22 protein-coding genes are annotated in these 22,907 nt (G+C 61.4%); 11 read left to right on the top strand and 11 right to left on the bottom strand.

Going from position 1 to position 22,907, the window contains the following annotated elements:
* Positions 1-9: 9 nt before the first annotated feature.
* Complete coding sequence (locus PMI24_RS08555) at positions 10-1,398, top strand: amidohydrolase family protein (RefSeq protein ID WP_007952868.1); 1,389 nt, start codon at positions 10-12, stop codon at positions 1,396-1,398.
* 150 nt (positions 1,399-1,548) lie between these two features.
* Entirely contained in the window at positions 1,549-1,746 is a 198-nt protein-coding gene (locus PMI24_RS08560; RefSeq protein WP_007952870.1) for a hypothetical protein, read from the top strand.
* Between the two features lie 56 nt (positions 1,747-1,802).
* Here PMI24_RS08560 and sigJ read toward each other — a convergent pair whose 3' ends face one another.
* The 5 genes from sigJ to PMI24_RS08585 all read right to left on the bottom strand — a co-directional run bounded on the left by sigJ (position 1,803) and on the right by PMI24_RS08585 (position 6,977).
* Entirely contained in the window at positions 1,803-2,696 is an 894-nt protein-coding gene (gene sigJ / locus PMI24_RS08565) for an RNA polymerase sigma factor SigJ (RefSeq protein WP_007952872.1), read from the bottom strand.
* Positions 2,697-2,699: 3 nt separating this feature from the next.
* A complete protein-coding gene (locus PMI24_RS08570; protein WP_007952873.1) occupies positions 2,700-3,134 on the bottom strand; it encodes a carboxymuconolactone decarboxylase family protein in 435 nt (144 codons plus the stop codon).
* Between the two features lie 40 nt (positions 3,135-3,174).
* The gene (locus PMI24_RS08575) at positions 3,175-4,104 is read right to left on the bottom strand and encodes a DHH family phosphoesterase (protein ID WP_177323240.1); all 930 of its coding nucleotides are present in this window, start codon (positions 4,102-4,104) and stop codon (positions 3,175-3,177) included.
* 74 nt (positions 4,105-4,178) lie between these two features.
* Entirely contained in the window at positions 4,179-5,462 is a 1,284-nt protein-coding gene (locus PMI24_RS08580; RefSeq protein WP_007952875.1) for a Zn-dependent hydrolase, read from the bottom strand.
* A 30-nt stretch (positions 5,463-5,492) separates the two neighbouring features.
* Positions 5,493-6,977 (bottom strand): NCS1 family nucleobase:cation symporter-1, encoded by a 1,485-nt coding sequence (locus PMI24_RS08585; RefSeq protein WP_007952877.1) that lies wholly within the window; start codon positions 6,975-6,977, stop codon positions 5,493-5,495.
* Between the two features lie 621 nt (positions 6,978-7,598).
* Between PMI24_RS08585 and hydA the strand changes: the two genes are divergently transcribed.
* The 3 genes from hydA to preA all read left to right on the top strand — a co-directional run bounded on the left by hydA (position 7,599) and on the right by preA (position 11,864).
* Positions 7,599-9,038: a dihydropyrimidinase gene (gene hydA / locus PMI24_RS08590; RefSeq protein WP_007952879.1), complete on the top strand. Its 1,440-nt coding sequence runs from the start codon at positions 7,599-7,601 to the stop codon at positions 9,036-9,038.
* A 183-nt stretch (positions 9,039-9,221) separates the two neighbouring features.
* Entirely contained in the window at positions 9,222-10,589 is a 1,368-nt protein-coding gene (locus tag PMI24_RS08595) for an NAD(P)-dependent oxidoreductase (RefSeq protein WP_007952882.1), read from the top strand.
* On the top strand, positions 10,590-11,864 hold the full coding sequence (preA, locus tag PMI24_RS08600; RefSeq protein WP_007952884.1) for an NAD-dependent dihydropyrimidine dehydrogenase subunit PreA: 1,275 nt from the start codon (positions 10,590-10,592) through the stop codon (positions 11,862-11,864).
* 213 nt (positions 11,865-12,077) lie between these two features.
* Here the strand turns inward: preA and PMI24_RS08605 are convergent, their stop codons facing one another.
* Complete coding sequence (locus PMI24_RS08605; RefSeq protein ID WP_007952885.1) at positions 12,078-12,698, bottom strand: TetR/AcrR family transcriptional regulator; 621 nt, start codon at positions 12,696-12,698, stop codon at positions 12,078-12,080.
* Positions 12,699-12,844: 146 nt separating this feature from the next.
* Here PMI24_RS08605 and PMI24_RS08610 point away from each other — a divergent pair, with 146 nt between their 5' ends.
* From PMI24_RS08610 to copD, 3 genes are read left to right on the top strand one after another with little or no spacing between them, the layout of a single operon-like run.
* A complete protein-coding gene (locus tag PMI24_RS08610; RefSeq protein WP_007952887.1) occupies positions 12,845-13,279 on the top strand; it encodes a GNAT family N-acetyltransferase in 435 nt (144 codons plus the stop codon).
* A 47-nt stretch (positions 13,280-13,326) separates the two neighbouring features.
* A complete protein-coding gene (copC, locus tag PMI24_RS08615; RefSeq protein ID WP_007952888.1) occupies positions 13,327-13,689 on the top strand; it encodes a copper homeostasis periplasmic binding protein CopC in 363 nt (120 codons plus the stop codon).
* Positions 13,690-13,692: 3 nt separating this feature from the next.
* The gene (copD, locus tag PMI24_RS08620; RefSeq protein ID WP_007952889.1) at positions 13,693-14,550 is read left to right on the top strand and encodes a copper homeostasis membrane protein CopD; all 858 of its coding nucleotides are present in this window, start codon (positions 13,693-13,695) and stop codon (positions 14,548-14,550) included.
* A 2-nt stretch (positions 14,551-14,552) separates the two neighbouring features.
* Here copD and PMI24_RS08625 read toward each other — a convergent pair whose 3' ends face one another.
* On the bottom strand, positions 14,553-15,695 hold the full coding sequence (locus tag PMI24_RS08625) for an HlyD family secretion protein (protein WP_007952890.1): 1,143 nt from the start codon (positions 15,693-15,695) through the stop codon (positions 14,553-14,555).
* Positions 15,692-17,347, bottom strand: coding sequence for an MFS transporter (locus PMI24_RS08630; RefSeq protein WP_007952891.1), 1,656 nt, complete (start codon positions 17,345-17,347; stop codon positions 15,692-15,694). The genes PMI24_RS08625 and PMI24_RS08630 overlap by 4 nt, the downstream gene beginning before the upstream one ends.
* A gap of 196 nt (positions 17,348-17,543) precedes the next feature.
* On the opposite strand from PMI24_RS08630, the gene PMI24_RS08635 reads away from it, so the two are divergent.
* Entirely contained in the window at positions 17,544-18,494 is a 951-nt protein-coding gene (locus PMI24_RS08635; RefSeq protein ID WP_007952892.1) for a polysaccharide deacetylase family protein, read from the top strand.
* Positions 18,495-18,540: 46 nt separating this feature from the next.
* Here PMI24_RS08635 and PMI24_RS08640 read toward each other — a convergent pair whose 3' ends face one another.
* From PMI24_RS08640 to PMI24_RS08650, 3 genes are read right to left on the bottom strand one after another with little or no spacing between them, the layout of a single operon-like run.
* Positions 18,541-19,341 (bottom strand): sulfite exporter TauE/SafE family protein, encoded by an 801-nt coding sequence (locus tag PMI24_RS08640; RefSeq protein WP_007952893.1) that lies wholly within the window; start codon positions 19,339-19,341, stop codon positions 18,541-18,543.
* 9 nt (positions 19,342-19,350) lie between these two features.
* Positions 19,351-20,595, bottom strand: coding sequence for an NAD(P)/FAD-dependent oxidoreductase (locus PMI24_RS08645; RefSeq protein ID WP_007952895.1), 1,245 nt, complete (start codon positions 20,593-20,595; stop codon positions 19,351-19,353).
* A 38-nt stretch (positions 20,596-20,633) separates the two neighbouring features.
* Complete coding sequence (locus tag PMI24_RS08650) at positions 20,634-20,972, bottom strand: ArsR/SmtB family transcription factor (RefSeq protein WP_007952897.1); 339 nt, start codon at positions 20,970-20,972, stop codon at positions 20,634-20,636.
* A 98-nt stretch (positions 20,973-21,070) separates the two neighbouring features.
* On the opposite strand from PMI24_RS08650, the gene PMI24_RS08655 reads away from it, so the two are divergent.
* Positions 21,071-21,934: an MBL fold metallo-hydrolase gene (locus PMI24_RS08655; protein WP_007952899.1), complete on the top strand. Its 864-nt coding sequence runs from the start codon at positions 21,071-21,073 to the stop codon at positions 21,932-21,934.
* 126 nt (positions 21,935-22,060) lie between these two features.
* Positions 22,061-22,906 (top strand): tyrosinase family protein, encoded by an 846-nt coding sequence (locus PMI24_RS08660; RefSeq protein ID WP_007952901.1) that lies wholly within the window; start codon positions 22,061-22,063, stop codon positions 22,904-22,906.
* The last annotated feature ends 1 nt before the right edge of the window (position 22,907 follow it).

Below are 22,907 nucleotides of genomic sequence, written 5' to 3' on the forward strand. Positions count from 1 at the left end.
GAGCTGCCCATGACTCAACTTCAAAACATCCTGATCAAGAATCCGGTGGCGGTGATGACCGGCCTGCGCGGGCCCCGTGCCCGGGCCGGTGCCGTGGACATCCGCGTGGTCAATGGCCGGATCGCGGAAATGGCCGCCAACCTTGAGCCGCAACCCGGTGAACGAGTGATCGACGCGCGTAATTCGGTGGTCTACCCGGGCTGGATCAACACCCACCACCACCTGTTCCAGAACCTGCTCAAAGCCGTGCCAGAAGGCTTGAATCAGGACCTGCAAGGCTGGCTGGCGAGCGTGCCTTATCCGCGCCTGAACCGCTTCACCCCGCAACTGGCGCGGATCGCCGCACGGTTGGGGATGGTCGAGTTGCTGCTGTCCGGCGTCACCACCTGCGCCGATCACCACTACCTCTACCACGCCCACGGCAGCACCGAGACCGGCGACCTGCTGTTCGACCTCGCCGAGGAATTCGGCCTGCGTTTCGTGCTCTGCCGTGGCGGTGCACTGGAGTCGGCGAGCGCGCATCCGGGCTTCTCGAAAACCGCGCTGCAACCGGAATCCCTGGAACAAATGGTCGGCGACATCGAACGGCTGAAATCGCGCTACCACCAGGACACCCCGGATGCACTGCGCCGGGTGGTCGTGGCGCCGACCACACCGACCTTCTCGCTGCCGCCAACGCTGCTGCGCGAACTGGCGCACACCGCCCGAGGCATGGGGTTGCGCCTGCATACGCACCTGTCGGAAACCGAGAACTACGTGAACTTCTGCCGCGAAAAGTACAACTGCCTGCCGGTGGAATTCGTCGCCGAACACGAGTGGCTCGGCCCGGACGTCTGGTTCGCCCACGCCGTGCACCTGCAGCCGGGAGAAATCCGCATGCTCGCCCAGACCGGCACCGGCGTCTCCCACTGCCCGGTGAGCAACGCCCGGCTGGGCAGCGGTGTTGCGCCGATCCCGCAAATGTACGAAGCCGGCGTGCCGATCTCCCTCGGCGTCGACGGCGTGGCGTCAAACGAATCCGGGAGCATGGTCGGCGAAGCAAACACCGCCTGGCTGATCCACCGCGCCGAACAAGGCGCCTCGGCCACCACCGCCGAAGACGTCATCCACTGGGGCACGGCGGGCGGCGCGCAAGTGCTCGGCCTCGGCGCGGTCGGCACACTGGAAATCGGCCAGGCAGCGGATCTGGTGATCTACAGCCTCGACCACCCACGCTTCTACGGCTTCCACGACAGCGCCGTCGCACCAGTCGTTGCGGGTGAGCCGATCGCCGTGAAATACAGCCTGGTGGGTGGGCGGATCGTCGTCGACAACGGGATGATTCCGGGGCTGGATATCGAGCGGATGCGGGCCGAGGCCTGGGAGGGTGTGCAGGCGATGATGGAGGTCGACGATTGATGCATCACCGGTGGGAGCGGCGGTGCGACGATTCGCCTCGTCAGCTCCCGCCGGCGGCATTAGCGCCTTGCGCTTTTGTCGACTAACGTTAGTACCTCATCGGATTGAGCCCCTACCAGTTACACCGGGCTCTTGATCAAGGAGAGACTGATGACATCCAACCGCCTCATCGAACAGACCTATCGCACCTGGTCCAGCCCCATTCTGCTGGAGCTGAAAAAGCGCGAGCACGAGATGGCGCCGGCCGAACGCCAGGCGCTTGAGAATGTGCTGGTGGAAAGACGATTGCTGGACGTTGGTAACCCGAACGGCAGTAACCGTCGCAAGGGTTCGGCGATCAAGGAATAACACTTCCCCGGCCGGTACAAAAACTGTGGGAGCGGCTCGCTCCCGCAGGTGCCCGGTTACAGGATATTGGCCGAAGCCTGCAACCCTGCCAGCTTGTCAGGGTTGCGCATGATGAAGATCCGGTTCACCCGCCCTGCGCCATCGAACCCGAATGTCATCGATGCGGTGACGAGCCCGTCAGCCTTGATGACCACTCCTTTCGCGCCATTGATCTCGACCGGCAGCCACTCCTGCGCCTGCCAGTAGGCGTGCAGCGATTGGCCGATGAAGTCCAGCACACTCTTCTGGCCGAACAGGGTTTCGCGGATCGCCGACGCCTTGCCGCCGCTGTCGGCGCAGAGTTCGACGTCTTCGCTCAGCAGCGCACTGAGTGCACTGGTCGAGCCGCTGGCGATGGCCGAATGAAAGGCATCCAGCAGCTGAGACTGACGCGCCGGCTCCGGCTGAAAACGGATCTGCTCGCCACCGATACTCGCCTTGGCCCGTGACACCAGTTTGCGGCACGCGGCTTCCTGAATGCCGAGGGTTTCAGCGACCTGCGGATAATCGAAATCGAAGATATCGTGCAGCAGGTACGCCGCCCGCTCCTTGGGCGTCAGCCGTTCGAGCATCAGCAGGAAAGCGGTGGAGAGCGACGCGGCGAGTTCATGCATGTGTTCAGGCGATTGATGATGAGTGGTGTGAATCGGCTCCGGCAACCAGGTGCCGATGTAATCGACACGGGACTTGTGCGCCGAGCGCAACAGGTCGATGCAGTGGCGGGTGCAGGCTGTCGTCAGCCACGCGGCCGGTGTGGCGATGGAAGCCTGATCGGCCTCCAGCCATTTGATGAACAGCTCTTGCACCGCATCCTCGGCTTCCGCACGGGAACCCAGAATGCGATACGCCAGCCCCAGCAGAAAGGGTCGTCGCTGCTCGAACACAGCGACGGTTTTTTCAGCGAAGTTCATCGATCAGTGCCTCGACACCTGCAAACGGTTCCACAGGTTGATCATGCCGATTTCCGCCGTCAAGGCAGCGATCTGCGCGTCGTTGAAATGCTCGCGCAAGGCGCCGCGCAACGGTGCGTAATCGGCGTGGGGATCGAGCACCGTCAGGGCTTCGGTCCAGGCCAGCGCCGCTTGTTCGGCGGCGGTGAAATCGTTGACATGCCGCCAGACGATCAAGCGATCCAGACGCTCGTTGCTTTCATTGGCTTCACGCGCCTCGCGGGTGTGCATCTTCACGCAGAAACCGCACTGGTTGATCTGTGAGGCACGCAGGTGAATCAGGTGCCGCAGCGACGGCGGCAAGTCATGGTCGTTGAGGCTGACATGCACCTGGGTCAGGCTTTCGAACACTTGCGGCATGGCTTGTTGCAGGTTGACGGCTTGGGTGTTGGACGACATCGCGTTGCTCCGTGTTTGAGGGATTCAACGGGATGACGATTCAGCTTTCGGGTTTGTGACGTGGGGCCTGTAAAGAAAGCTTCAGCAGTTCCTTGCGCAGCATTGATGGCTCTAGAACGGCGATTCCAGCGTGCCATTCGAGTGATAACAAATGACTCAGCTTCTGCTGAGAGACCAGGGGTTTGGCCAGCAGACAGCTTTTTCGGTCGCGGATGCTGATGAGGTTCAACAGCCAGTCATCGCCCTGCCCGGCCATCCAGTCGTTGATCGTCGAGCGATGCCTTTCGAGCAAAGCGTTGGCATCCCACACCGTCATTTGGGCGAAGACCTGCGGCAGGAGGCTGTCGGGTTTCATCCGTTTCAAGTCTGCGGCCAATGCGGCGCAGATGTTTGATTCGATGGTTGCCTGACATTCGAGGAAATATTGCTCGGGCCAGTCCGCCGTGAGTTTCGCGTGAGGTGCAAGCTCGGCATAGGCGTCGATGTCCGCTGTCGTGGTCATCTGCCCGGTGAAATTCAGTGTGTTGTCCAGAATCGCCGTGGCCAGCAGCGCGGCGCTTTGTTCGCTGATCTTCGACAGCCATCCTGCGGCTTTCCAGCGCTGGAAAACCTGAGTCGCCGCCGCGCCGATCGGGCGGATATCGGCAGCAGATCCGAGAGTCTGTGCCCAATGCTGTTCGAAACCCGGATGATGGTCGATGACTTCCACCACCCGATCGAGTGCGACCATCGGGTCGAAATGGTGGTAATCGGAGACGTCGACCAGCACAAACTCGTCGCTGGATGTCGGGCGGTAATGATCCAGAACAGCACCCCAGCCGAGCACGGTTTTCGAAACACTGGCATTGGGTTTTGCGCTACTGACGGCGCGGGCTGGCATGCCTTGCAGGTTGAGCAGCTCGGCGTAGGCGATGCAGCAGGCGTAGGCATCGATGTCCAGATACGCCGAGCCTGAGGTGATGACTTTGATGGGCGACATTGCGCGTCCTGACTTCCTTTTCAGGGGCGGCAACGTCGCACATTTTCATGAACGATTAATGAACATCAGGCAGCGCGTTGTCCCCCGGCCACCGCCGCCGAAGCAGCCAGCATCGCCCGCAGCAACACCGCACAGCCGGCCGCCAGATCGTCCGGCGCGGCGTTTTCGATTTCGTTGTGGCTGATGCCGCCTTCGCACGGCACGAAGATCATCCCGGCCGGGCCGAGTTCGGCGAGGAAGATCGCGTCGTGGCCGGCGCCGCTGACGATGTCCATGTGCGACAAGCCCAGACCTTTGGCGGCGCCGCGTACCGCTTCGACACAGCCTTTTTCAAAATAGAGCGGCGGGAAGTCGGCGGTCGGGGTCAGCTCATAAGTCAGGCCGTGTTCTTCGCAGGTCGCTTCGATGACTTGCTTGACCTCGGCGATCATCGAGTCGAGGCGTGCCGGCTCCAGGTGGCGGAAGTCGAGGGTCATGCGCACCTCCCCCGGAATAACGTTGCGCGAGCCGGGATAGGCTTGTAGGCAACCGACCGTGCCGCAGGCGTGAGGTTGATGGCCGAGGGCGGCGCGATTGACTGCACCAACGATGACCGAGGCGCCGACCAGCGCGTCCTTGCGCAGGTGCATCGGGGTCGGGCCGGCGTGGGCTTCGACGCCGCGCAGTTTCAGGTCGAACCACTTCTGCCCCAGTGCGCCGAGCACTACGCCGATGGTTTTCTGTTCGTCCTCCAGGATCGGGCCTTGCTCGATATGTGCTTCGAAATAGGCGCCGACCTTGTGCCCGCTGACCTTGCGCGGTCCGGCGTAACCGATGGCGTTCAGTGCTTCTCCGACCGTAACGCCGTCGGCATCGACCTTGGCCAGGGTTTCTTCGAGGGTGAACTTTTCGGCGAACACGCCGGAGCCCATCATGCACGGGGCGAAGCGCGAGCCTTCTTCGTTGGTCCAGACCACCACTTCCAGCGGGGCCTCGGTTTCCACGCCGAGGTCATTGAGGGTGCGCAACACTTCGACGCCGGCCAGCACGCCGAAGCAGCCGTCGAACTTGCCGCCGGTGGGCTGGGTGTCGATGTGGCTGCCGGTCATCACCGGGGGCAGGTTCGGGTTGCGGCCGGGGCGACGGGCGAAGATGTTGCCGACTTCATCGACCGTGACGCTGCAACCGGCGTCCTTGCACCACTGCACGAACAGGTCGCGAGCCTGGCGGTCGAGGTCGGTCAGGGCCAGGCGACAGACCCCGCCCTTGACCGTGGCGCCGAGCTTGGCCAGCTCCATGAGCGACGCCCACAAGCGGTCGCGGTTGATGTGCTGATGGGTCGATTGCAGAACGTCTACGGCTGCGTTCATGGGGATCTCCTCAGGCAGTTCTTATGGGAATTACAACGGCGATTTGACGGCCACCGGCGTCGCACGCATCGCGCACAACCCGTAATAGATCAACCCGCCCAACGCCGAGCCGGTGAACCAGCCGTAGCTGTAGAACCAGCTGAATGCGCTGCTGCCCAGCGACAGCAGGGTCAGCACCACCGGCACGCCGAAGGCGATGAACCCGGCCCAGTTCCACGCCGGGTACACGTCGTCGCGGTACAGGCCGGCCAGGTCCAGTTGCTGTTTCTTGATCAGGAAATAGTCCACCACCATGATCCCGGCGATCGGCCCGAGCAGGCTGGAATAGCCCAGCAGCCAGTTCGAATACACGGTTTCCAGGCTGACATCGGAGACGATCAACCCAAGCTTTTTCAGCAATTCATGGCCCATCAACGCCAGACCAACGAACCCGGTGAGGATCACCGCTTTGGTGCGGTTGATCACCTTCGGCGCGATGTTCTGGAAGTCGTTGGTTGGCGAGACGATGTTGGCGGCGGTGTTGGTCGACAGCGTGGCGATGATGATCAGCGCCATGGCCACCGCGACCCACACCGGGCTCTGGATGTGGCCGATCAAAGTCACCGGATCGGAAACGCTGACGCCCACCAGCTTCACCGAGGCGGCGGTCATCACCACGCCCAGTGCGGCGAACAGGAACATGGTCAGCGGCAGGCCGAAAATCTGCCCGAGGATCTGATCCTTCTGGCTGCGGGCATACCGGCTGAAATCGGGAATGTTCAGCGACAGGGTGGCCCAGAAACCGACCATCGCCGTCAGCCCGGCGGCGAAGTAACTGACCACACTCGCGCCTTCGGGACGCTTCGGCGGAATCGCCAGCAATTCAGTCATCGACACATTCGGCATGGCCCACACCAGCAACCCGATGCCGACCGCCACCAGCAGCGGCGCCGACAAGGTTTCCAGCCATTTGATCGACTCGGCGCCACGGATCACCACCCACAGATTCAGCGCCCAGAAGACCATGAAACCGATCACCTCCCCCGTCCCGCCGAGGGATTTCCAGCCCTCGAACACCGAGCCGAGAAACAGGTGAATCGCCAGCCCGCCGAACATGGTCTGGATGCCGAACCAGCCGCACGCCACCAGCGCGCGGATCAGGCACGGCACGTTGGAGCCGAGAATCCCGAACGACGAACGCAGCAGCACCGGAAACGGAATCCCGTATTTGGTGCCGGGAAACGCGTTGAGCGTAAGAGGGATCAGGACGATGACGTTGGCAAACAGAATCGCCAGCAAGGCCTCGCCGACGCTAAGGCCGAAATACGCGGTGAGGACGCCGCCGAGGGTGTAGGTCGGCACGCAGATCGACATGCCGACCCACAGCGCGGTGATGTGCCATTTGTTCCAGGTTCGTTCGCGCACCTTGGTCGGTGCCATGTCGTGGTTGTAACGGGGACTGTCGAGGACGTCGCTGCCCGCTTCGAGTTCGAACAAGCCGTCGCGCTCGGTCACTTGCGATCTGTTCTGTTGCATGGCCGCTCCACTGTTCTTCTGATTATTTTTTTGCTCATCAGGCAGCTGCACACGCAGGTGCGAGCCGGACGATGGCCGGAGGAACTGACAACTTTCATGCACCGGCCATGGTGTCAGCGGCGGCATCAATAAACGTGCCGGGTGCCCCGCTTTCGCATCGGGCCGTGCTTTGATCTTTTTGTAACTGACTGATGTTTATCAGTTTTAATTATTCACCTTGTGAGGCCGCGAAAACTTGACTGAACACTCAGGCTAAATGCCAGGCAAGTTGTCCGAACTGTCAGGACTCAATCTGGTGCACTGCATTACTTTTCTTCAGAACGCATCACCCGCAGCTCAACTTCAAGCGGCTGATTTCACATAGGAAATCTTGCTCATATTTCCAACCTGTCAAGTGCGTCAAAATGGTGAAGCGCCTCACCATTTTGGTGATTTTGTATTTTTATCGTTATTTATCAGTTACTTAAAACAGTCATAAGCTTATAAAAAATAATCTTGATCAATTGCAGAACTGCGACTAGCGTCTATTCCTGACAGCGCTGACAAGATTACGCATTTGGCGCTGCAAACAATAAAACACTAGAACCGGCACAAGTCGGTCATGCCTGCGAGGAACTCGGAATGTCTCTGTTGATCCGTGGCGCCACCGTTGTTACCCATGATGAAAGTTACCGCGCCGATGTCTATTGCGCTGACGGCGTGATCAAAGCCATTGGTGAAAACCTGGATATTCCCGCCGGCGCCGAAGTGCTCGACGGCAGCGGCCAATATTTGATGCCCGGCGGCATCGATCCGCACACCCACATGCAACTCCCGTTCATGGGCACCGTGGCCAGCGAAGACTTCTACAGCGGCACTGCCGCAGGCCTGGCCGGCGGCACCACCTCGATCATCGATTTCGTGATTCCTAATCCGCAGCAGTCACTGCTCGAAGCCTTTCACCAGTGGCGTGGCTGGGCGGAAAAATCGGCGTCCGACTATGGCTTTCACGTCGCGATCACATGGTGGAGCGAGCAGGTGCGCGAGGAAATGGCCGAGCTGGTCAGCCATCACGGGATCAACAGCTTCAAACATTTCATGGCCTACAAGAACGCGATCATGGCCGCCGACGACACGCTGGTGGCGAGCTTCGAGCGCTGTCTGGAACTCGGCGCGGTGCCGACCGTGCACGCGGAAAATGGCGAGCTGGTCTATCACCTGCAACGCAAGTTGATGGCCCAGGGCATCACCGGGCCGGAAGCGCATCCGCTGTCGCGCCCCTCACAGGTTGAAGGTGAAGCGGCGAGCCGGGCGATCCGCATCGCTGAAACCATCGGCACGCCGCTGTACCTGGTGCACGTCTCGACCAAGGAAGCCCTCGACGAAATCACCTATGCCCGCAGCAAGGGCCAACCGGTCTACGGCGAAGTGCTGGCCGGGCATCTGCTGCTGGACGACAGTGTCTATCAGCACCCGGACTGGCAGACCGCCGCCGGTTACGTGATGAGCCCGCCGTTCCGCCCGCGCGGGCATCAGGACGCGCTGTGGCATGGTTTGCAAAGCGGCAACCTGCACACCACCGCCACCGACCATTGCTGCTTCTGCGCCGAGCAAAAAGCCGCCGGGCGCGACGACTTCAGCAAGATCCCCAACGGCACCGCCGGCATCGAAGACCGCATGGCAGTGTTGTGGGATGAAGGGGTGAACTCGGGGCGGTTGTCGATGCAGGACTTCGTCGCCCTCACCTCCACCAACACTGCAAAAATCTTCAACCTCTACCCGCGCAAAGGCGCGATCCGTGTCGGTGCCGATGCCGACCTGGTGCTGTGGGACCCGCAAGGCACTCGCACCATCTCCGCCAAGACCCACCATCAGCAGGTGGACTTCAACATCTTCGAAGGCAAGACCGTGACCGGCGTGCCGAGCCATACCATCAGCCAGGGCCGGGTCGTCTGGGCCGACGGCGACCTGCGCGCCGAGCGTGGGGCGGGCCGGTATATCGAACGGCCGGCGTATCCGGCGGTGTTTGATTTGCTGAGCAAGCGGGCTGAGTTGCATCGCCCGGTTGCCGTGAAACGCTGATCCCTGGATTACCGTTGATCGTTCCCACGCTATGCGTGGGAATGCCTCAAGGGACGCTCTGCGTCCAGTGACGCGGAGCGTCACGGGCTGCATTCCCACGCGGAGCGTGGGAACGATCAACAGATGATCGAACCACTGCCCGACAGAGGCAGAAAACCTCAAATAACCGTGAGGCAAAAAACCGTGATCGAGACCCTGAACCATCTCCCGCACCCGCACGAAAGTGCGGCCGCCCTCGCCGGCCATTTCACCGACCTGGCGCCGCCGCTCAACGACCGTCAGGCGCATCTGGAAGCCTCGCGCTGCCTGTATTGCTACGACGCGCCGTGCGTGAATGCGTGCCCGAGCGAGATCGACATTCCATCGTTCATCCGCAACATCCATCAGGACAACGTGCCCGGCGCGGCGCAGAAAATCCTTTCGGCGAATATCCTCGGCGGCAGTTGCGCGCGGGTCTGTCCGACCGAAATCCTCTGCCAGCAAGCCTGCGTGCGCAACAACGCCCACGAATGCGCACCGGTGCTGATCGGCCTGCTGCAACGCTATGCCGTGGACAACGCGCACTTTACCGAGCACCCGTTCCAGCGCGCCGCCGCCACCGGCAAACGCATCGCGGTGGTCGGGGCCGGCCCGGCGGGTTTGTCCTGCGCCCATCGCAGTGCGATGCACGGGCATGATGTGGTGATTTTCGAAGCGCGGGAGAAGGCTGGCGGGCTCAACGAATACGGGATCGCCAAGTACAAACTGGTCGACGACTACGCGCAGAAGGAACTGGATTTCCTCCTGCAGATCGGCGGCATCGAAATCCGCCACGGCCAGAAACTCGGTGAGAATCTGACCCTCAGCGAATTGCACCAACAGTTCGACGCGGTGTTCCTCGGCCTCGGCCTGAACGCCAGCAAGCAACTCGGCCTGGCCCACGAAGACGCGCCCGGCCTGCTCGCCGCCACCGACTACATCCGCGAACTGCGCCAGGCCGATGACCTGTCGCAACTGCCGCTGGCCGAACGTTGCATCGTCCTCGGCGCCGGCAACACCGCTATCGACATGGCCGTGCAAATGGCCCGCCTCGGTGCTCGCGACGTCAATCTGGTCTATCGCCGTGGCGCGGCAGACATGGGCGCCACCGGCCATGAACAAGACATCGCCAAGGCCAATCAGGTGCGGCTGCTGACCTGGGCGCAACCGGACGAAGTGCTGCTCGACGCTCAAGGCAAAGTGCGCGGCATGCGCTTCGCCCGTACCCATCTGGTGGACGGTCGCCTGCAAACCACTGGCCAAACGTTCGAGCTGGCCGCCGATGCGATCTTCAAAGCCATCGGCCAGGCCTTCGATGGCAGCGCCCTCGCCGACCCGCTGGCCCGCGAACTCAAGCGTCAGGGCGAACGGATTCAGGTCGATGAAAACCTGCGCACCAGCATCCCCGGCGTGTATGCCGGCGGTGACTGCACCAGCCTCGATCAGGACCTGACCGTGCAAGCGGTGCAACACGGCAAGCGCGCCGCCGAGGCGATCAATGCTCAACTGATGCTCAACGTGGAGGCTGCGTAAATGGCCGATCTCTCGATTGTCTTCGCCGGTATCAAAGCCCCCAATCCGTTCTGGCTGGCCTCCGCGCCGCCGACCGACAAGGCCTACAACGTGGTGCGCGCCTTCGAGGCCGGTTGGGGCGGCGTGGTCTGGAAAACCCTGGGTGAAGACCCGGCGGCGGTCAACGTGTCCTCGCGCTACTCGGCGCATTACGGCAACAACCGCGAAGTGCTGGGCATCAACAACATCGAACTCATCACCGACCGCTCGCTGGAAATCAACCTGCGGGAAATCACCCAGGTGAAGAAGGATTGGCCGGATCGCGCGCTGATCGTGTCGCTGATGGTGCCGTGCGTCGAGGAGTCGTGGAAACACATTCTGCCGTTGGTGGAAGCCACCGGCGCTGACGGCATCGAGCTGAATTTCGGCTGCCCCCACGGCATGCCCGAACGCGGAATGGGCGCGGCGGTCGGTCAGGTGCCGGAATACGTCGAGCAGGTCACGCGCTGGTGCAAGACCTATTGCTCGCTGCCGGTGATCGTCAAACTGACGCCGAACATCACCGACATCCGCGTCGCCGCCCGCGCCGCACACCGGGGCGGCGCCGATGCGGTGTCGCTGATCAACACCATCAACTCGATCACCAGCGTCGACCTCGAACACATGGTCGCCCTGCCCACCGTCGGCAGCAAAAGCACCCACGGCGGTTATTGCGGCTCGGCGGTCAAACCGATTGCACTGAACATGGTCGCGGAAATCGCTCGTGATCCGCAGACCCAAGGCCTGCCGATCTGCGGTATTGGCGGCATTGGCAGTTGGCGCGATGCGGCGGAGTTCATCGCCTTGGGCAGCGGCGCGGTGCAGGTCTGCACGGCGGCGATGCTGCATGGCTTCCGGATTGTCGATGAGATGAAGGATGGTTTGTCGCGGTGGATGGGCAGTCAGGGTTACGCCAGCATCGCCGAGTTTTCCGGGCGCGCGGTGGGCAATACGACCGATTGGAAGTACCTGGACATCAACTATCAGGTGATCGCAAAGATCGACCAGGAGGCATGCATCGGTTGCGGGCGTTGCCACATTGCCTGCGAGGACACTTCACACCAGGCGATCAGCAGCCTGAAACAGGCCGATGGCACGCATCAATATGAAGTGATCGATGACGAATGTGTGGGGTGCAATCTGTGTCAGATCACCTGCCCGGTGGCGGATTGCATCGAGATGGTGCCGATGGAAACGGGCAAGCCGTTTCTGGACTGGAATCATGATCCGAGGAATCCGTATCACGTTGCGGTCTAGATTGGCGCGTTGATCCGAAAGCCCCCTCACCCTAGCCCTCTCCCAAAGGGAGAGGGAACCGACCGGGGAATATTGATGAACTGCACCGACATGAACGATCTGCTTTGAATCCATAATCGACCCGGTCTTGCAGGTCGATGTAGCTCGCAAGACTCCTCCGTAGGCCCCCTCTCCCTCCGGGAGAGGGCTGGGGTGAGGGGCGGCTTTTGACTTTCAGGGCTCCAACCCAATCCCCCGCAAAATCACGCTAGTCACCGTCTGCACCGCCCGCTCGAACTGCATGTCCGACAGCGGCTGGTGCTCATTCAAAATATTCACCTGATGATCGAAGTCCGCATAGTGCTGCGTCGACGCCCAGATCATGTACAACAAACTCGACGGCTCCACCGGCAGAATCCGCTTGTCCTCCACCCACTGCCGGATCTTCGCCTCTTTCATCTTCGCCCAGTCGTACAGGCTCACATCCAGCGCCTCCCCCAAGGTCGGTGCGCCGTGGATGATTTCGTTGGCCCAGACTTTCGACCCGTAAGGCCGGCTGCGCGAGTGGTTCATCTTGGCGCGGATGTAGCTGCTGAGCACCACGCGCGGATCGTCGAACATCTCGAAGCACAGCGCGTCCTGCTTCCACACTTCCAGCAGGTCGAACAGCACCGCGCTGTACAGCTCGCTCTTGGTCGAAAAGTAATAATGCAGATTGGATCGCGGCAGCTGCACTTCAGCAGCAATGTCCGCCATGGCGGTGCCGCCGAAGCCTTTTTCGGCGAAGACTTTTTCCGCCGCCAGCAGGATCTTGTCGACGTTGGTGCGGCGGATTTCGATCTTGTGATTGCCCATGAGGGCTCCCTGAAGACAACGTTGTTGAAGACTAGCATCCGCTCTGGGCAAGGGGCGACAGCCGAGAACGATTCTTCACACACTTGGGCTTTTTTCTGGTTTAGGATCGCCCTCCTTCTCCCCGTCAGACACTGAAGGATCTGTCCATGACCATTCGAAAGCGCATCGCTGCGGATGATCCGCAGCTCGCCGAACTGTGGGAGCGCTCGGTCCGCGCCACTCACGACTTTCTCCCGGAAGACGACATCCATCGGCTGTTCCCGCTGGTGCGTGACACCTACCTGCCTGCGCTGGACGTGCAGGTCTTCGAAAACCCCGATCACTCTCCGGCAGGCTTCATCGCCACCGACGACGACACCGTGCAGATGCTGTTCATCGACCCGACTCAGCGTGGCCAGGGCATCGGCCGACGCTTGCTCGATCACGTCCGCCGCCCGCTGCTGAAGGTCGACGTCAACGAACAGAACCCGCAGGCCCACGGTTTCTACCGGCACTACGGATTCGAAGACATCGGCCGCTCGGCACTCGACGGCGAAGGCCGGCCCTTTCCGGTCATTCACATGCGCCTGAAAGCCCTGTGATCCACGTTCTATACTCAGCCCGCCATTTCACTGAAAGGAATCTTTCCATGTCGATGAAAAACCTGTTCACCGCTGGCGCGCTGCTGGCTTCGCTAGTCGTCACTTCCCAGGCGTTCGCCCACGCCCATCTGAAAAGCCAGACCCCGGCTGCCGACAGCACCGTCGCTGCACCGGCGGATCTACGCCTGGTGTTTTCCGAAGGCGTCGAAGCCAGCTTCACCAAAGTCACCGTGACCCACGATGGCAAGCCGGTGGCGGTCAAACCGCTGACCACCGAAGGTGACAAGAAAACCCTGATCGTCACCCCCGAAGCACCGCTGACCGCTGGCGAATACAAGGTCGAATGGCATGCGGTGTCGGTCGATACGCACAAAAGCGAAGGCGCTTATCAGTTCAAGGTTGGCCAGTAATTCATGAGTGAAGCGCTGGTGCTGTGCCGGTTTCTGCATTTCATCGTGGTGTTGATGCTGTTCGGGGCCTGGCTGTTCAGGCCGCTGCTGCTCAAGGATGAAGCGCCGCTTCTGGATGAGCAGCTGGCGCGACTGGCTCGCTGGCTGGCGGCGATTGCCCTGGCCAGCGGCGTCATCTGGGCGTTGTTGATTACTGCAAGCATGGCCGGTTCGGCGGCTGCCGCGCTTGATCCGGCCACCGTCGAGCTGGTTCTCGGTCATACGTTTTTCGGTCAGGTCTGGCGCTGGCATCTGTTGATCAATGCGCTGTTGCTGGCGTTGCTGTTTACGCCGTGGCGTTCGAACCGGCCCTTGCGGCTGGGCCTGAGCGCACTGCTGCTGATGACACTGGCGCCGGTCGGTCACGGCGCGATGCTCGATGGCTTCAGCGGGCAAATGCTGATCCTCAATCAGGTAATTCACCTGACTTGCGTCGGTGCCTGGCTTGGCGGGCTGCTGATGCTGGTGATGATCCTGCGCCAACCCGAGCAGGCCGTGCGCGAAGTCCTGCGGCGATTCAGCGGGCTCGGCTACGGGCTGGTCGCCGGCCTGCTGATTACCGGGCTGATCAATGTGCGCGTGCTCACCGGCCAATGGTGGCCGACGCCGCTGTTCTCGGGGTTCGCCCTGATCCTGTTGATCAAGGCGCTGCTGGTGTTCGGCATGCTTGCACTGGCGCTGTTCAATCGCCTGCGGATCAACGATTGCGAACAGCGGATCGACACCCTCAAACGCAGCGTCATGCTCGAATGGCTGCTGGGGATCGGCGCCGTGGCGGCGGTTTCCGTGCTCGGCACCCTGCCGCCAATGATCGCCGCTTGAGGTCAGTGTTTCTGGGTGTCGCCCGCCGCCGTATCAATGCTGACCACCACCGACATCCCCGGCCGCAGGCGCTCGCTCTCCTGCTGATCCGGATCGATGGTGATGCGCACCGGCACCCGCTGGGCGATTTTCACGAAATTGCCGGTGGCGTTGTCAGCCTGCAACAACGCGAATTCGGAACCGGTGCCCGGCGAGATGTGCTGCACGTGGCCGGTGAATTTGCGGTGGTTCAAACCATCGACGGTGAAGCTCGCTGGTTGCCCTACGCGCACATTGTCCATCTGGGTTTCCTTGAGGTTGGCGATCACCCATTTCTGGTTCGGCACCAGCGCCATCAACTGCGCCCCGGAGTTGACGTAGGCGCCGAGACGCACGCCGATCTGCCCAAGCTGACCGTCACGCGGAGCGATGATCCGGGTATTGGACAAGTCGATCCGCGCCAGCTGCACCGCCGCATCGGCGCTGGCCACCGCCGCTTCCAGAGAGCCGCGATTGACGATCACCGTTTGCAGATCCTGCCGGGCGATTTCCAGATTGGCCTTGGCCTGCGCCACCGCCGCAATGCTTTGCGCGTTGGCAGCCAGCGCCACATCCATCTCGCGTTTTGACACGGAGCCGTCGTTGACCAGCGCCTTGTTGCGTCGCAGATCCGCCTCGCTTTTGCGCAGCTGCGCTTCGCTGTCGGCCACTACTGCCTGCCGCAGCTTGATTGTCGCCTCGGCGCTGTTGCGCTGCTGCACCACGTTGGCCAGTGAGGCCTTCTGCACCGCCAGTTGTGCCAGCGATTGGTCGAGACGTTGCTGATAGATGCGGTCATCAAGACGCACCAGCAAATCCCCTTCCTTCACAAACTGGAAATCCTGCACCGGCACTTCAAACACATAACCACTGAGCTGCGGGCCGATGATCGTCACCTGACCGCGCACCAGGGCGTTTTCAGTGGTCTCGACCGCGCTGCTGAACGGCGGCAACTGCCAGGCATACAGCACGATCAGCACACCGACGATGGCAATCGCGGCAAAGCCCAGCGACGAGATGATCCGCACCCGCAACGAGCGCGGCTCGGTGTTCGGTGATGACGGCGGCGCCACGCCTTCAGGGGTGGCGGCGATGGCATTGGTGGTCGTGGTAGTCGGTTCGGTCATGAAGAAGTGGCACCGCTGGAAGGTACGGAAGGTGTCGGGGCGACGGCTCGGGTGGTGCTGATCAGCCACAGCGCACGGATGGAAATCCAGATCATGGTCAGGATCGCGATCACCGCGATCAGCATGAACACATCGTTATAGGCCAGTACGTTGGCTTCGCGGGTGGCGGCGTTGGCCAGGCTGCGAATGCCTTGCAAATTGCGCAGGCTCGGGTCGGCAATCAGCGAGCCGACCGCCGAACCGCCGCTCTGCACTCGCGCGGCGACGCGGGGATCAGACATCACCAGTTGCTCGACGATGTGGCTGGAATGAAACTTCTCGCGCACGATCTGGAAGGTCCCCAGCAACGCCGCGCCGATCAGGCCGCCAAGGTTGTTGCAGATCCCGAACAACACCGAAAAGCTCACGAGGTTGCGCGGGTTGGTCAGCACGTTGCGCGTGCCCAGCACCATGGTCGGGCCGAGAAAGAAGGTACTGCCGAACGCCAGCAGGAACTGGCTGAAATACAGGTTGCCGGGGCGGGTCAGGTTGTTCGATGAGCTGTCCATGATCGAGCCGGTGGCCATCAACGCCAGCGAAACAATCAGCGGCATCAGCAGGTGTTTCGGGTCGATGGTCAGCGCACTGGTCAGCAGCCCGGCGACGCTGCCGATCAGCATCACCACATACAGGCTATGAAGCTGCTGACTGCTCATGTTCAGGTTTTGCATGAAGCCGACGGCGCCGGTGGATTGCTCCGAGGTCACCATGCGAATCAGGATCACCGCCAGCGCCAGACGGATCATCACTCCGCTGCCGAGCCAGCGGGTCATCAGCATCGGGTTGCTGCGGTTATGTTCGATGGCCAGCCCCGCGAGAATCAGGGCAATCGACGCGGCCAGGGCGATGCCGATCCAGTCGGCTTCCAGCCACCAGTCGATCCGGCCGAGGGATAACACGGCGCACAACAAGGCCACGCCGCTGGCAAGGATCGCGAAGGTAAGGAAGTCGAGCGGTTCGAAGGTCTTGAACCGGTCACCCGGCGGCAACTTGAGCATCAATACGCAGCCCAGCGACAACAGCGCCATGCCCAATTCAAACAGGTACAGGCCGCGCCATTCGGCGATCTGCAGCAGGTCTTCGGAAAACAGTCGCGCCAGCGGCAAGGCCAGTTGCGAAGTGCCGAGCCCCAGTACCAACGCCTTCATCCGCCATTTGGCCGGGAACGCCTGCACCATGTAATACAGGCCCAGCGAACTCAACGCCGCGCCGACCATGCCGTGGGCCGCACGCACGGCGATCGCCGAATTCAGGTCATTGACGAACAGATGGCCAAAGGTCACCAGCGCATACAGCACCAGAAACACCTCGGTGAACGCGCGTAGGCCGAACTGCTGGCGAAACTTCACCAGCAGCAGGTTCATCGACACGTTGGTCATCACATACGCCGCCGGCAGCCAGGCCATCTCCGCCGTGGTCGCCCCGAGCGCGCCTTGCAGGTAAGGCAGGTTGGCGACCACCAGTGAATTGCCCAACCCGCCGGTCAACGCCACCAGCAACCCGACCAGCGCATAGGCCAGGCGCTTGGGGTTGGAGTGCAACGGTGTCGAAGGGGAACCGGGCAGACTGGGCTTCTCGTGCGGCTGCCAGTTGCGCGGGGCGTATTGGTTCATTGATCGGCCTTGTACGGTGATGGCTTGAGTGTGCCGCAAAACGGCAGCCAAACACATATCCCTGTGGAGGCTTGCTCACACGGGTTTGGGGTGGATTCGTAAATTTTGTTTAAAAGTCATCTCGCCCGCAGCGGATTTTTCCCGGGCCTGGCGAATGCCAACCTTGCAGCACTTCTCAACCTGCAAGGTGCCCGATATGACCACTCCCCGTTGGCAACGCTCCCCGCGTCTGCTGAAAAACCTGCTGGCCGCCGCACTGTTGCTGCCCGCCCTCGCCTTCGCCCAGGAACGCCCGTGGCCGGACGGCTCGCAACTGGTGATTTCGGTGTCGATGCAATTCGAAACCGGCGGCCAGCCCGAGGGCGCTGAAAGCCCGTTCTCCGGCACACCGCTGGCAAAAGGTTATCCGGACCTGCCGGCGCAGACCTGGTTCGATTACGGCTACAAGGAAGGCCTGTGGCGCATGCTCGATCTGTGGGATCGCACCGGCATCAAGGTCACCTCCCACGTGGTCGGCGAAGCGGCGCTCAAGCACCCGGAACTGGCCAAGGCGATTGCCGAGCGCGGCCATGAACTGGCGGCCCACGGCATGCGCTGGGCCGATTCGTACAACATGAATTACGCCCAGGAAAAACAGTTCATCGGTGACGGCGTCGCAGCGGTGGAGAAAATCACCGGTCAGCGCTCGGTCAGCTACAACGCCAACTGGCTGCGGCGCAGTCCCAATACGCTGAAGGTGCTGCAGGATCTGAATTTCACCTACCACATCGACGATGTCAGCCGCGATGAGCCGTTCGTGACCATGGTTCGCGGGCGTAAATTCGCCGTGGTGCCGTACACCCTGCGCAACAACGACATCGTGCTGATCGAAGGCAGACACTTCTCCGCCGAGCAGTTCTATCAGCAACTGGTGCTGGAATTCGATCGCCTCTACGCCGAAGGCGCGAGCAAGCGGCGGATGATGTCGGTGAGTCTGCACGACCGCATCGGCGGCACACCGGCAATGGTCGAGGCCATGGAGCGTTTTATCCGTTACGCGCAGTCGCATCCAAAGGTGACATTCATGCGCAAGGATCAAATTGCCCAGATCGTCCTGACCGAGAAAAACCCGCTGATCGACAACACCGAGGCGGCGTATAACCAGTGACAAAAAATCGCAGCCGAGGCTGCGATTTTTTTCTTTGCTTAACGACTCACGCCCGCAGCAGCATATAAGCCGCAACCACCAGGCACACACTGGCGAATCCCACCTGCAACGTCCTCGCCGGCACTCGCGCGCAGAGTTTGCGGCCGATAATCATGCCGACGATGCTGGCGACGATGAACGATCCGCCCAGATGATCGATGCGCACCCCGGCATGAAACGCGCCGATCACGCCGATGGCGGAAATCAGGCTGATGACCATCAAGGACGTGGCAACGATGCCGCGCATCTGCACGTCGGTCAGTTGCTTGAACGCCGGCACGATCAGAAACCCGCCACCTACCCCCAGCAACCCGGACACCACGCCGGTGACCGCGCCGAGCGCCGCGAGGGTCGCGGTGCATTTGGCGGTCCAGTCGAAACGGCCGGTCTGCTCATTGAGCATGCAGTTTTTCTGGCCCCAACTGGCGTGACCATGGTCGCTCGGGCCCTCTTGCTGGCGTTCGCGACGCAACATGCGCCACGCCACCATCACCATCAGCAGGCTGAACAGGATCATCAGGATCTTTTCCGGCAATTGATGAGCGAAGTAGATGCCCACCGGCGAAAACACCGCGCCGAGCGCTGCGATCAACAGCGCCGCGCGATAACGCACCAGACCATGGCGCAGACCGTCGATCGCACCGACCGCCGCAGCGCTGCCGACCGCAAACAACGCCACCGGCGCCGCCTGCGTCATCGTCCAGCCCAGCCCGAGCACCAGCGCCGGTACGGCGAGAATTCCGCCGCCGGCCCCGGTCAGACCGAGGATCAATCCCATCACCACGCCAAACAGACTTGCCAGCAACATAGAGTGTTCTCAGTCGACCCTGGACAGACTTGTCAGCCATTCGCGGCCCTTGAGCATGCCGTTCCAGTAGAACCACGGCAGCAGCGTCGCCTTCAGCCACCACGCGGAGCGGCGCGGCACGGTCGGGTCGAGGGGAAAGGTCGGCAGCAACTTACCGCCGTAGCCGAACTCGGCGAGGATCACCTTGCCCTTCTCCACCGTCAGCGGGCAGGAACCGTAGCCGTCGTACTTCAGCGGCAGCGCCAGTTCCTTGCGCAACGCCAGAAGGTTTTGCGCCACCACCACGACCTGTTTGCGCACTGCTGCGGCGGTTTTGGCATTGGTGGTGCCGCAGATATCACCCAGGGCAAACACTTCGGGATAACGCGGATGTTGCAGCGTGTGCGGATCGACCTCGCACCATCCGGCGGCGTCGGCCAGCGGACTTTGTGCGATGAAATCCGGTGAAACCTGCGGCGGGACGACGTGCAGCAGATCGAAGGTCTTGGCCTGACGGATGACGTTGCCGTCCGCATCCTTGACGTCGAACCAGGCGGTTTTCGCCGGGCCATCGACCTTCACCAGGTTCGAATTGAACGCCAGCCGCGCGTTGTATTTCTCGATGTACTTCATCAGCGGCGGCACGAAGGTCGGGACGCCGAACAGCGCGGCACCGGCCAGATTGAACTCAACGTCGACCTTGCTCAGCACGTTGCGCTTGAGCCAGTGATCGCAAGACAGGTACAGCGCCTTTTGCGGCGCGCCGGCGCACTTGATCGGGATCGGCGGCTGGGTGAACAGGGCTTTGCCGCCGCGCAGTTTCTGCACCTGATCCCAGGTGTATTGCGCGTGCTGATAGCTGTAGTTGGACGTGACGCCGTGCTGACCGAGGCTTTCCTGCAGGCCTTCGATCTTCTCCCACGCCAGGCGCAGGCCGGGGCAGACGATCAGGTTCTGATAGGTGACCGTGCGTTGATCGTTGAGGGTGAGACGGCGCTGGTCGGGATCGATACCGGTCACGGCTGCCTGAATCCAGGTGGCCTGACGCGGCATCACCTTGTTCATCGGTCGGGCGGTGTCTTTGGCATCAAAGGCGCCACCGCCGACCAGCGTCCACGCCGGCTGGTAGTAATGCAGGGTGCTCGGCTCGATCACCGTGATTTTCAGGCCGGGATCGCGCTTGAGCAGGCTCGCGACAAAGCCGATGCCGGCAGTGCCACCGCCGATGACCACGATGTCCGCACTGATGGATGGGCCCCAGTGTTGATCGTTCATTGTTTATTCCTTATAGCTGCACGCAAGGATAGCCGGGTCTATTGCGCCCAGCTTTTGAGCACGGCTCCGCAGTAGAGTCCGGAAAGGGTTTTCATCACCTGGATCACTTCGTGACTGGCGAGACCGTAAAAAATGTACTTGCCTTCACGACGGGTCGCGACCAGCCCTTCATCGCGCAGGATGCCCAGTTGCTGGGACAGGGTCGGCTGACGCACGCCGGTCATTTTCTCCAGCTCGCCGACGTTGCGTTCGCCCTGGGTCAACTGGCACAGGATCAACAATCGATCTTCGTTGGCCAATGCCTTGAGCAGCGAACAGGCCTTGGAGGCCGAGGCGCGCAGTTGGGCGACTTCACATTCGGTCAGACTGGATTGCATTTGCAGGATGCCTTCAACGTCACTTAAGCTGCGGACATTATGTGTTTACATAAAGTGTTGCAACCTGACTTTTCACCTTCCTGCACAGGACCGCGTCCATGCCCGCGCTGATTGAAGCTTTCCTCGACCCCGCCTCTTCGACCTACAGCTACGTGGTCTACGAGGCCGACGGCGGACAGTGCGCGATCGTCGATCCGGTGCTTGATTACGACGGTGCCGCCGGCCGCACCTGCACGGCTCAGGCGGACAAGATCATCGCCTTCGTGCGGGCTCATAACCTGCAAGTGCAGTGGCTGCTGGAAACCCACGCGCACGCCGATCACTTGTCCGCCGCGCCGTACCTGCGCCGGGAACTGGGCGGGAAAATCGCGATTGGCGAGTCGATCAGCAAAGTGCAGAACGTGTTCAAGGCGCTGTTCAACCTGGAACCGGAATTTCGCGTCGATGGCTCGCAGTTCGATCATCTATTCGCGCCGAACGAGTCGTTCCGAATCGGCAATCTCAAGGCCACCGCCCTGCACGTCCCCGGTCACACCCCGGCGGACATGGCCTATTTGATCGACGGCGAACAGATTCTGGTCGGCGACACGCTGTTCATGCCCGACGTCGGCACCGCCCGCTGCGACTTCCCCGGCGGCAACGCGCATCAACTGTTCAACTCGATTCACAAATTGCTGGCCTTCCCTGCCAGCGTGAAGCTCTACGTCTGCCACGACTACCCGCCGCAAGGTCGCGACTCGCAGTGCCAGACCACCGTTGGCGAACAACGTAAAAGCAATATCCATGTGCATGACGGCGTCGATGAAGCCGCGTTTGTCGAGATGCGCATCAAGCGCGATGCAGGGCTGGGCATGCCGACGCTGTTGCTGCCGGCGATTCAGGTCAACGTGCGGGCGGGAAATTTACCGCCCGCGGAAGGCAATGGCGTTGTCTACCTGAAGATTCCGATCAACGCGGTGTAAGAAAAATCATTGAGGGGACCGGAAACAAGGGTATTCGTACCTGTCACGTCGGATCCCGTGAACTGGGCGTAATCTCGGCCGACAGGCAGACTTCATGGGGTAATCAACCCATGGAGATTTGGCAATATGGATATTCGCCGCAACCACCGGGATCTGTCCCGGGAGGAAAAGGCCGCCTTCATCAACGCGGTCCTGAGGCTGAAAAACAACGTGAACAGCGTACTGCGTCCCGGCCAGCAAAGCCGTTACGACGATTTTGTACAGATCCACAAGAATTCAATGGGACGAGGTAATCCTCTTGTTCCCAATCCGCATCGCAGCCCCCTGTTCTATCCGTGGCACCGTGTGCTGATCCGCCAGTTCGAGTTGGCGCTGCAGGCCGCTGCTGATGACCCTCGCATCACCCTGCCCTACTGGAACTGGCAACTCGGCGGCGCCGACAATCCGTTCACTTCGGACTTCATGGGCGGCAACGGTGACAATACCCAAAACATGCTGGTAACAACCGGGCCCTTTTCCAGTACACAATCGTCATTCATTGTCTCCGTATGGGACGAGGGGTTCGGTAACGCCGGGGTGCGCCGCAATCTCGGTGCTGCGGGTGCCTTGCCGTCACCAGAAACCGTCGTTTCGGCCCTGAACAGAACGTCGTACTGGATGGAGCCGGGCGGTTGGGAAAACGTCTCCGAGCGCGAACTGCACAATCAGGTACATGCCTGGATCGGGGGCAACATGATGGAAGCATCGTCCCCCAACGACCCGATATTCTTTCTGCATCATTGCTATCTGGATCTGCTCTGGGAGCGGTGGAAGAAGCTGCATCCGAACGTCCCCTCCTTCACGCAGGACGACCTGAGTCACTCGACACTGGTCTTTCACCCGGAAAACGAACCCGCTCCCTGGCCTCAGAGCTTTACCGTTCAGCAGACCCTCGTTACCGAAGACCTGGAATATCGCTATGAATACCTATGAA

Source organism: Pseudomonas sp. GM25 (assembly GCF_000282255.1).
Classification (GTDB): domain Bacteria; phylum Pseudomonadota; class Gammaproteobacteria; order Pseudomonadales; family Pseudomonadaceae; genus Aquipseudomonas; species Aquipseudomonas aphyarum.